The organism is Methyloceanibacter sp. (genome assembly GCF_050728395.1).
Classification (GTDB): domain Bacteria; phylum Pseudomonadota; class Alphaproteobacteria; order Rhizobiales; family Methyloligellaceae; genus Methyloceanibacter.
In genome coordinates, this window is sequence record NZ_JBOHJB010000036.1 from 21,666 (window position 1) to 30,927 (window position 9,262).

The 9,262-nt window shown below is 61.8% G+C and carries 8 protein-coding genes; 3 read left to right on the top strand and 5 right to left on the bottom strand.

The features are described from left to right. Positions 1–76: 76 nt before the first annotated feature. The 3 genes from ACREC7_RS08460 to ACREC7_RS08470 all read right to left on the bottom strand — a co-directional run bounded on the left by ACREC7_RS08460 (position 77) and on the right by ACREC7_RS08470 (position 4,151). Positions 77–1,288 carry an aminotransferase class V-fold PLP-dependent enzyme gene (locus tag ACREC7_RS08460; RefSeq protein WP_431555244.1) on the bottom strand — a complete coding sequence of 404 codons (1,212 nt, stop codon included), beginning with the start codon at positions 1,286–1,288 and terminating at the stop codon, positions 77–79. A gap of 99 nt (positions 1,289–1,387) precedes the next feature. Next, positions 1,388–3,127, bottom strand: a complete 1,740-nt coding sequence (locus ACREC7_RS08465) for a formate--tetrahydrofolate ligase (protein ID WP_431555245.1) — start codon at positions 3,125–3,127, stop codon at positions 1,388–1,390. A gap of 730 nt (positions 3,128–3,857) precedes the next feature. Continuing rightward, complete coding sequence (locus tag ACREC7_RS08470; RefSeq protein WP_431555246.1) at positions 3,858–4,151, bottom strand: hypothetical protein; 294 nt, start codon at positions 4,149–4,151, stop codon at positions 3,858–3,860. Positions 4,152–4,270: 119 nt separating this feature from the next. On the opposite strand from ACREC7_RS08470, the gene ACREC7_RS08475 reads away from it, so the two are divergent. Continuing rightward, positions 4,271–4,492, top strand: a complete 222-nt coding sequence (locus ACREC7_RS08475) for a hypothetical protein (protein WP_431555247.1) — start codon at positions 4,271–4,273, stop codon at positions 4,490–4,492. Positions 4,493–4,899: 407 nt separating this feature from the next. On the opposite strand, the gene ACREC7_RS08480 is transcribed toward ACREC7_RS08475, so the two are convergent. Continuing rightward, on the bottom strand, positions 4,900–6,324 hold the full coding sequence (locus tag ACREC7_RS08480) for a caspase family protein (protein ID WP_431555248.1): 1,425 nt from the start codon (positions 6,322–6,324) through the stop codon (positions 4,900–4,902). 578 nt (positions 6,325–6,902) lie between these two features. On the opposite strand from ACREC7_RS08480, the gene ACREC7_RS08485 reads away from it, so the two are divergent. After that, positions 6,903–8,162 (top strand): glycerate kinase type-2 family protein, encoded by a 1,260-nt coding sequence (locus ACREC7_RS08485; protein WP_431555249.1) that lies wholly within the window; start codon positions 6,903–6,905, stop codon positions 8,160–8,162. Positions 8,163–8,525: 363 nt separating this feature from the next. Continuing rightward, entirely contained in the window at positions 8,526–9,041 is a 516-nt protein-coding gene (locus ACREC7_RS08490; protein WP_431555250.1) for a hypothetical protein, read from the top strand. Here the strand turns inward: ACREC7_RS08490 and ACREC7_RS08495 are convergent. After that, a partial coding sequence (locus ACREC7_RS08495) for a hypothetical protein (RefSeq protein ID WP_431555251.1) occupies positions 9,021–9,262 on the bottom strand: 242 nt, incomplete at its 5' end. The genes ACREC7_RS08490 and ACREC7_RS08495 overlap by 21 nt on opposite strands.

Genomic DNA, 9,262 nt, shown 5'->3' on the forward strand with positions numbered 1-9,262 from the left:
ACGGCAGATCGGACCGGCGAAGCTTGTCGGCGAAACTGGCTCTTGAGCGCCGCTATCCCCGCGGGCGCGGGAAAGCCTATTCGGCAGCGACCTGCTTGATCTTCGCCTGCATGCCGTCGCGGAATTCGGCTTGCGCCGCCGCGACGCCACTTCCGAGCTCGATCTCGATGCCCGTATCGCGCATCGCCATCTCCGCGCCGGCAATGGCGCCGAGCAGCATCAACTCGTTCAGATCGCCGAGATGACCGATGCGGAACAGCTTGCCGGCGACCTGGGACAGTCCGGCGCCGAGCGCGAGATTGTAGCGTCTATAGGCAATGTCGATCACGTCGGCGCCGTTGAAACCGGCCGGAACCATGATCGCGGTGACCGTGTCGGAATGCCATTTCGGCTCCTTGGCGCAGAGCTTGAGCCCCCAGGCCTCGACCGCGGCGCGCGCGCCTTTTCCCAGATGATGGTGGCGGGCAAAGACGTTCTCCAGCCCCTCCTCATCGATGATGTCGAGCGCCTCGCGCAAGCCATGCAGCATCGGCAGCGCCGGCGTGTAGGGGAAATAGCCGGTGGCATTCGCCTTGATCTGATCGGCGAGGTCGAAATAGCAGTGCCGCAGATTGCCGTCCTTCATCGCGCCGAGCGCCTTTTTGCTCGCGCAGACGATGCCGAGGCCGGCCGGAAGCATGAGGCCTTTCTGCGAGCCGGTGATAGCGACGTCGACGCCCCAGTCGTCGAAGCGGAAATCGATGCTCCCGATCGAGGAGACGCCGTCGACATAGAGCAGCGCCGGGTGCTTGGCCGCGTCAAGCGCGCGGCGCACCGCGGCGACATTGCTGGTGACGCCGGTGGCGGTCTCGTTGTGCACCACGAGCACGCCCTTGATCTCGCGGTTCTTGTCGGCGCTGAGCGCCTCCTCCATACGGTCGGGATTGGCGCCGGTGCCCCACTCCTCGTCCTGCACGATGACCTCGAGGCCATGCCGGCGGGCGAGCTCGCCCCACAGATGGCTGAACTGGCCGAAACGAGCGATCAGCACCTTGTTGCCCGGAGCGAGCGTGTTGGTGAGTGCCGATTCCCAGGCGCCGGTGCCGCTCGACGGGAAGATGACGACCTGCCCCTCTTTGGTCTTGAAGATCTTCTTCAGCCGCTCATAGAGCGGCAAGGTGAGCTTGGGGAAGTCCGACGACCGATGATCCTCCATGGCGATATGCATCGCCCGCAGGATGCGGTCCGGAATATTGGTCGGGCCGGGAACGAACAGAAAATTGCGTCCCGGCTTTCGCGTTGCCGACATTGGCTACGTTTCCTCCTGAAGTAGGGCTTGCCTTGAGAGAACCTTGGCGGGCGGGAAGGTGGTACCGTCCGGTTGAGCCCCTGGCAACCCCTTGCTTAGCTAAAACAGCCCGGTAATGCGCCCGTCCGGGGCAAGCTCGATAGTGTTGGCGGCGGGGACCTTGGGCAGGCCGGGCATGGTCATGATGTCTCCGCAGATCACCACCACGAACTCGGCGCCGGCCGAAAGCCGGACCTCGCGGATCGGGATGGTGAAGCCTGAGGGGGCGCCTTTGGCGTCTGGGTTGGTCGAGAAGCTGTATTGGGTCTTAGCCACGCAGATCGGGAACTTGCCGAAGCCTTCCTTCTCCAGCTCGGCGAAGCGGTCGCGCACGGCCTTGTCGGCGGTGATGTCGGTGGCGCCGTAGATCTCTTGCGCGATGGTCCTCGTCTTATCCCAGAGGGGCATATCGTCGGGATAGAGCGGGTGGAAATCGCTCGGCTTCGTCTCGATGGTGCGCACCACGGTGCGGGCGAGCTGTTCCGCGCCGGCGCCGCCTTGCGCCCAATGATCGGCGAGCACGCATTCGACGCTGAGCGTGGCGCAGAGACGCTGGAGAAGCGCAAGCTCGGCTTCGGTGTCGGTCGAGAAGCGGTTGACGGAAACGATGACCGGCACGTCGTAGCGCCTGAGATTGTTGACGTGACGCTCGAGATTGGCGAAGCCCTTCTCCAGCGCCTGCACATTCTCCTTCTTGAGATCGTCCTTGGCCACGCCGCCATGCATCTTGAGCGCGCGGATGGTGGCGACGATGACGACGCAATTGGGCTTGAGGCCAGCTTTGCGGCATTTGATGTCGAAGAACTTCTCGGCGCCGAGATCGGCGCCGAAGCCTGCCTCGGTGATCACATAATCGGCGAGCTTGAGCGCAGCCTTGGTGGCAATCGCCGAATTGCAGCCATGCGCGATATTGGCGAACGGGCCGCCATGGATGAAGGCCGGATTGTTCTCGAGCGTCTGCACCAGATTCGGCGCGAGCGCGTCCTTGAGCAGCGCCGCCATGGGACCGGCGGCAGAGAGATCGCTTGCCTTGACCGGCTTCTTGTCGCGCGTCTGGCCGATCTGGATGTTGCCGAGCCTCCGCTGCAGATCGGCGAGGTCCTTGGCGAGACAGAAAATAGCCATGACCTCGCTCGCCACGGTGATGTCGAAGCCTGCTTCACGCGGGAAGCCGTTGGCCGCGCCGCCAAGCGCGGTGACGATCTCGCGCAGCGCCCGGTCGTTCATGTCGACGGCGCGGCGCCACGTCACTCGGCGGGTGTCGATGTCGAGCTTGTTGCCCCAATAGACGTGGTTATCGATCAGCGCCGCGAGCAGGTTGTTGGCGGCGCCGATGGCGTGGAAGTCGCCGGTGAAATGTAGGTTGATGTCCTCCATGGGCACGACCTGGGCGTAGCCGCCGCCGGCAGCGCCGCCTTTCATGCCGAAGCAGGGGCCGAGGCTCGGCTCGCGCACGCAGACCACCGCCTTCTTGCCGATATGGTTCAGCGCATCGCCGAGGCCGACGGTGGTGGTGGTCTTGCCTTCGCCGGCCGGCGTCGGCGTGATGGCGGTGACCAGGATCAGCTTGCCGTCGGGCCGGTTGGCCAGCGAAGCGATATAGTCGAGCGAGATCTTCGCCTTGTAATGGCCGTAAGGCAGGACGTATTCAGCCGGAATGTCGAGCTTCTCTGCCGCCACCTCGACGATCGGCCGCATTTTGGCCGCTTGCGAGATTTCGATGTCTGATTTTGGCTTCTGGTGCTGATCGGTTGTGCGCGTGCCTGGTTTCTCGGCACTTTCACGCGGCAGAACTGACATAAATCAACTGTCCCCGGGGGTTACGGCACAACGCCTTGCAACTGGAATAGGCAACCTAATTCATTCGCTTGGCGTATGACAACGGTCTTGCGCCATTCCTTCCCGTCCCTCCGTTTCCCGTTCTGCCAGGAAATCCCGGCTCGGCGGCTCCACACCGTCACCAATAGTCACCCACCTTCTCCCCTCCGTCCGGTGCCAATTCCGGCGCCAACATCCACGGTCGGAAGGGATTGCCAAAGATTTCCAGGTCCGAGTTCGAGCGGCTTGCGCTAAAGGGCTAGTGTGTCTTGGGAATGATGCGGGGCGAAATGGGGCGTCGGCTTCGGCCGGCGCCCTTTTTTGTTGTAGGCCGCCGTGAACAGCGGGTTCCACGCCCCGGCGCGCCAGCCTCGCTATTTTTGACGGTATATGGCGAACATTTTGTGTGGTCTCACGTCGATCGGGCTGTCATCGACGGCATTGTAAACCGCTCCGGTATCGGTAGCCGTCGAGGACGACGGAATTGACGCCGCAGGTGCTGGGCCCGGCGCTGTTTGAGCGTCGAACTTTTTGTCCCAATGGGGCGCCGTGACCGCGTACATGGTAACGATCGCGGCGAGAGGAGTAGCAGCGTAGGGGAGGTATTTTCTCATGCCCCTGATTATCGCTGATTCGCCTCGTCGCGGGTAGAGCAGCTGCATGGGGCGTCGGCTTCGGCCGGCGCCCCTCCGTCCATACCTCGAAACAGGGCTTACGGGAAATCGCAGCACGCGCCACGACAAATAATTATGGGCCCGTCCTCGCAAATGCAGCACACCACGATGGTTGGGTCCATGTGCACTCTAGCGGAATGGCGAAGGTTCGACTTTAGCAGAACGTGTCCCTTGCTATCGGGTTTTTGCGTACGCATATTTTCTTCATTCTCACGTAGAATGCTGGCAACGACCATCTTGCCAATGGTCTCGTAGTCCAAACCTTTATCCAGTTTGACCTTGTTGAGGATCGCAACGTGTTCGGCGAGTTGTGCATCGTTTAAGGCTGGCATTTGAACCTCCCGTGTAGGGATGATGAACTACAACCCCAGACAGCCACATTTCGGGCTTCGGCGCAAAGGGTACTGATTCCAGCGTCGGCTTCCTGCCGGCGCCCTTCTCCGTGGTACGCTTGGACATGGAGATCAAGGTTGAGCTTATCGGCGAGGAAATAGTCGTCACGAAGCCCGGAACGACCTTCCTGCTCGGCTACAGAAAGTCCGTCGAGGAGCCGCATCTTGTTCTAAGGCGCAGTCGGATACCGCCGACCACCGCCTCAATCAGAAGCGCGTTTCGGGCTCATGCATTTCAGGCCGCAGTGATCAAGGCGCGCGAGCTCGGGTGGATTGTGTGAGCAATGCCCGGGCATCCACTTCAGCATCCGTGGCTTTTGACTTTCCTAATTGCCGCAGCCCTCGGGATATTGGCGAGACCGTCTGGGTCCCAGAATAGAATTTGGCTCTGAGGTGTCGAGATGAGGGAGAGCGAGGAGGAAAAACAACGGAGGATTTCACAGGAACTCGCTCGCGCACAGCCCCCAAGACTACGCCGCTCGCCAACTCGCTGAATATCAGCGCGCGATCAATCGGATCGACCGAGAGCCGGAACGCAGGCTCGCGTGGTTGTCCTTTTGGGTATCGGTCGCGGCAATGTTTCTGGCGGGTGTAGCGGCGCTTTATGCGATTCTAACCTACTACGGATAACAGGCCATTAGCACCATCTCCGACCCTGGTAAGGCGCCCGCGATGCATCTCGCATTGACTATTGAGCTGCGGCTCTGAAGTAGAGCGCTTCGGCTGGGAGCGAGCCGTAGGTGAAGGGCTCCTGCTCGCCATGTGTCTTCGTCCACACCGAGTCGGCAACCTTGCGGAACAGCAGACTGATCTCCACGCCCGGCTCCTCGAGATGCTGCACCAAGGCTTGGGCGAAGGGACTGTTGGTCTCATCGCCGTCCTGAGCGAGATTGCCGTCGCGGGCGGAATAAGCGACCAGCACCCCGCCTCTCGGCTCCACGCGAGCAAGCCCACGTCCCACAGACCGCGTACCGCCGCCCGCGCTGGCAAGGCGCTGCGAGAATGGGTTGTCGCGGCAGGCGTCGAGAATGACGAGCCGGAGCTTGTGGGCGCCTTCCACTTTCGACAACACGCGATCCAATGGAATGGCCTCCTCCTCGACGTGCGACGAGGTCTTGAGCTCGGCATCGATGGGGATGACGTAATTGACCCCGCCAACCTCGATGCCGTGGCCGGCGTAGTAGACCACGGCCCAATCGGCGTCGGCGGCCTTGTCGCCAAAGGCCTTTAGCTCTGAGGAAAGGTCAGCGAGTGAAAGGTCGCGCTTCTCGATTACTTCAGCGAAGCCAAGCTTGCGAAATTCCTCCGCTACCATCTTCGAGTCGGCTTCAGGGTTCTTCAGCGGATTGACGGTGCGATAGGCCGAGTTGCCGATCACCAGTGCAACGCGCCTACCAAGCGGGAGTGTTGCCGAGGTCGTCTTGGTGCCGGTCGCGGGCGAGGGGGGAACGCTCGCTTGAGTCTCGGGCGCCGGAGTTGCCGCCGTAGTTGTCGGCACGCTCGGCTGGGCCGCGGGGGCTGGAGGCGCGGTGGCGACCTGTTGTTCTCCCTGATCGGTCGCGTTGAGGTGTCCGCGCGCCGCAATGCGCTCAGCACCGAAGGATTTGGCCAGTCGCGGATCGAACTCGCTCGCCCGATCGAAGTCTTGAAGGGCACGTTCGAATTGCGCCTTCTTATAGTAGGCAAGCCCGCGATTGTTGTAGGCCCCGGCGTAATCAGGGGATATTTTGATCGCCTTGTCGTAATCGGCAATTGCGCGGTCATAGTCGGCCATCGCCAAGTACGCATCGCCGCGGTGGAGGTAGGGGTAAGAACCTATCGGATCGAGATTCATCACCTTCTCGTAATCGCTGATGGCGTGGTCATAGTCTCCTTTTGACCTATAGCCATCGCCGCGGCCCAAGAAAAACTGATTGTTTGTCGGATCGAGCTTGATGGCCTTGTTGAAATCGCTGATGGCGCGGTCATAGTCTCCTTTTGCCAGATAGGCGTTGCCACGGGCGAAGTAGTAATAATCGGACGGATCGAGTTTAATCGCCTGCTCTTGATCGGCAATTGCGCGGTCATAGTCGCCCTTCCACTGATAGGCGTAGCCGCGGACGTTGTAGGCCATCGCAAGTTCCTGTTTTCTCCCCTTCTTACCGTCGATGATTTTTGTGCACGCGGTAATGACTTGATCCTCCGGGCCACCGCCCTCACATTCGACCCGAAGCTGTTCGCTGGCGCTCCGTGCGGAAGGGGCAAAGGCCAAAAGCACGACGAATGCTAAGCTGGCGATTGTTCGGGACATGGGCTTCTCTCTCAAAGCCTGTATGATTGCACGGCTCAGTATACACACTCTGGCGCGTCAAACCTGAACCGAACTTGAACGGGTGTGCGAACACTGCGCCGCTGTCGATCTACGGCCTTGGGGGCATGACGGGGCGGCGTGTTCGAGTATCGGTCAGCCTGCCGCGCGCCGTAACGACTCGACGACGTGAGCCTCAGCCGGGTTGCTCGTGACGCCGCAAGCCGCGCATTCTCAATCCAGTGTTTGTGATTACGGCCGTCGTCGCCTTCCAATCCGGTGCCAATTTTACCGTTTGTCATGCAGAGAAGCCCGCAACTACGGGCTTTTTTGCTGCCCGAAACAAGTTCGCTTGCCTTCTTGCAATCGTCTGTGCGAGTTGAGCCGCCCATCTGGAGGCCACTATGAGGCCGGTCGAGCTTTTGAAGTCCATGTTTCAGGCGGCGGTCGACGCAGCGCTTCCCTCGATCTGCGTTCCCGCCCATCTCCCGCCCCGGCCGAAGGGCCGCACGGTCATCATCGGCGCCGGCAAGGCGTCGGGCGCCATGGCGAAGGCGCTCGAGGACGCGTGGGAGGGACCGCTCGAGGGGTTGGTCGTCACCCGCTACGGCTATCGCGTGCCGACGAAGCGCCTTGAAGTGGTCGAGGCCGCCCACCCGGTTCCCGACGCCGCCGGCCGCGACGCGGCGAAGCGCATCTTCGGCCTCGTGCAGGGCCTGACCAAGGACGACCTCGTGCTCTGCCTCATCTCCGGCGGCGGCTCGGCGCTGCTCGCATTGCCGGCGGAAGGCGTGAGCCTCGAGGACAAGCAGGCGGTGAACAAGGCGCTGCTCAAATCGGGCGCCACCATCAGCGAGATGAACGCCGTGCGCAAACATCTCTCGGCGATCAAGGGCGGCAGGCTCGCCGCCGCCGCGTCGCCGGCAAAGGTTGTGGCCCTGATGATCTCCGACGTGCCGGGCGACGATCCCTCGATCATCGCCTCCGGCCCCACGGTGCCGGACCCGTCCACCAACAAGGATGCGCTTGGCATCATCGAGAAATACCAGATCGACGTGCCGGCAAGCGTGCTCCGGCGCCTCAAGACTGCGGACGAAACGCCTAAGCCCGGCGATCCGCGGCTAGCGGGCGTCGAGAACATCATGATCGCCACGCCTCAGGCCTCGCTCGAAGCGGCAGCCGTCATCGCACGCAAGGCAGGGGTCAAGCCGGTCATCCTCGGCGATTCGATCGAGGGCGAATCCCGCGACGTGGCCCTGGTCCATGCCGGCATCGCCCGGCAATGTGCGCTCCGCGGGCAACCTGAAATCCCGCCTTGCGTGCTGATCTCGGGCGGCGAGACCACGATCACGTTGAAGGGCAAGGGCAAAGGCGGGCGCAACACCGAGTTCCTGCTCGCGCTCGCCATCGCGCTCAACGGCATGCCCGGCATCTACGCGCTTGCCGGCGACACCGACGGCATCGACGGCTCTGAGGATAATGCCGGTGCCATCATCGCGCCCGACACGCTTCTCCGCGCCGAGAAAGCCGGCCTCAATGCCAAGGCCATGCTCACCGACAACGATCCCTGGACCTTCTTCAACGGCACCGGCGATCTGCTCGTCACCGGCCCGACGCTGACCAACGTCAACGACTTCCGCGCCGTGCTGGTGGAGAAGCCCTGAGGCGGCCAACCGGCGACCCCTCGCCTATCCCAGAAGCCAGCCTTGTGGTAGGTTGCATACGCAAATCGTGCCACCTTCGGGTGGGGGAGGGGTTCCCATGTGGAGCGAGCTAGTTGGAGTGCTGCTTCTTGCAGCACAACTGTCCAGCCACCCAATCACGACTGCCGACCGATGCACGACGCTCCATTGTCCGCCGCCGGGAGTTCCACCCGGCAATATGTTTGAGGCACCTGACGACAAGGAGACATACAAAAGCGTCGCGCCGGGGTCTCTCACCCCTGACGCGCCAAAGTCCAATGGTGCGTTGGACGAGGGCTCAGATTCAGGCGCGAAAGAAGCAAAATAACCAAATTGCGGTTGGCGATGTCGGCCTACTTTGACCTCTATCTCTACGCTCTAAAGTTTGGAATTGCGCCGCTACTGAGCGTCGGATTCATTTCGATTCTCATCGGTCTGGTCGCAGCCTTAGCCTTCAACCTAAGGCCGCGTGAAGTCGCTCTCCTTTGTTTGGCGTTCGGGGCCATCGGGGCAGTCACCGGGCTGTTCATGGGGGCGAGCCGTGACAGCGTCGTCGGCACCATTGTGCCGGCCTTTCTAACCGTGGTCTCGGGCTTAGCTGCCTATCAATTTGCCGCCCCAGGCAAGGTTTATGAAACTTGGCGCGACAGCCTTCCGGTGGCTATCGCTTGCATGTTCCTCGCCGCCGCAGCCGGGGCAACTTTTGGCTCGGCCATGCGGAACCAGCAGGAGGAGGCGGTACGGCGGTACGAAGAATGGAAACTTCGATACCAACAGGTTGAACTCCCAATTGAAGCGGAACAGTGGAGGCAAAAGTTGGGCCTCCCGAGCCCAACAAACCTAGGGAAGAAGAGCGATTGAGAAATCGTCGACAAACCACATTGGCGACCTTCTTCTCACCGGCCCGACGCTCACCAACGTCAACAACTTCCGCGCCGTGCTGGTGGAGAAGCGTTGAGGCGGGGTCGCTTGTTTGCCGCTGCCGGCCTGTTGGTCTTGGCGACGCTGGGCAAGTTCCACCTGCATGTAGCGAACGCTTGGTTGCCGCTCGATAAGCGCTAGCCGGCGGCGCGGACTGGGGC

Excerpts from the sequence above, each read along its gene's own strand:
- ACREC7_RS08460 (WP_431555244.1), bottom strand. The coding sequence starts at position 1,288 with ATGTCGGCAACGCGAAAGCCGGGACGCAATTTTCTGTTCGTTCCCGGC.
- ACREC7_RS08465 (WP_431555245.1), bottom strand. The coding sequence starts at position 3,127 with ATGTCAGTTCTGCCGCGTGAAAGTGCCGAGAAACCAGGCACGCGCACA.
- ACREC7_RS08470 (WP_431555246.1), bottom strand. The coding sequence starts at position 4,151 with ATGCCAGCCTTAAACGATGCACAACTCGCCGAACACGTTGCGATCCTC.
- ACREC7_RS08480 (WP_431555248.1), bottom strand. The coding sequence starts at position 6,324 with ATGGCCTACAACGTCCGCGGCTACGCCTATCAGTGGAAGGGCGACTAT.
- ACREC7_RS08485 (WP_431555249.1), top strand. The coding sequence starts at position 6,903 with ATGAGGCCGGTCGAGCTTTTGAAGTCCATGTTTCAGGCGGCGGTCGAC.
- ACREC7_RS08490 (WP_431555250.1), top strand. The coding sequence starts at position 8,526 with ATGTCGGCCTACTTTGACCTCTATCTCTACGCTCTAAAGTTTGGAATT.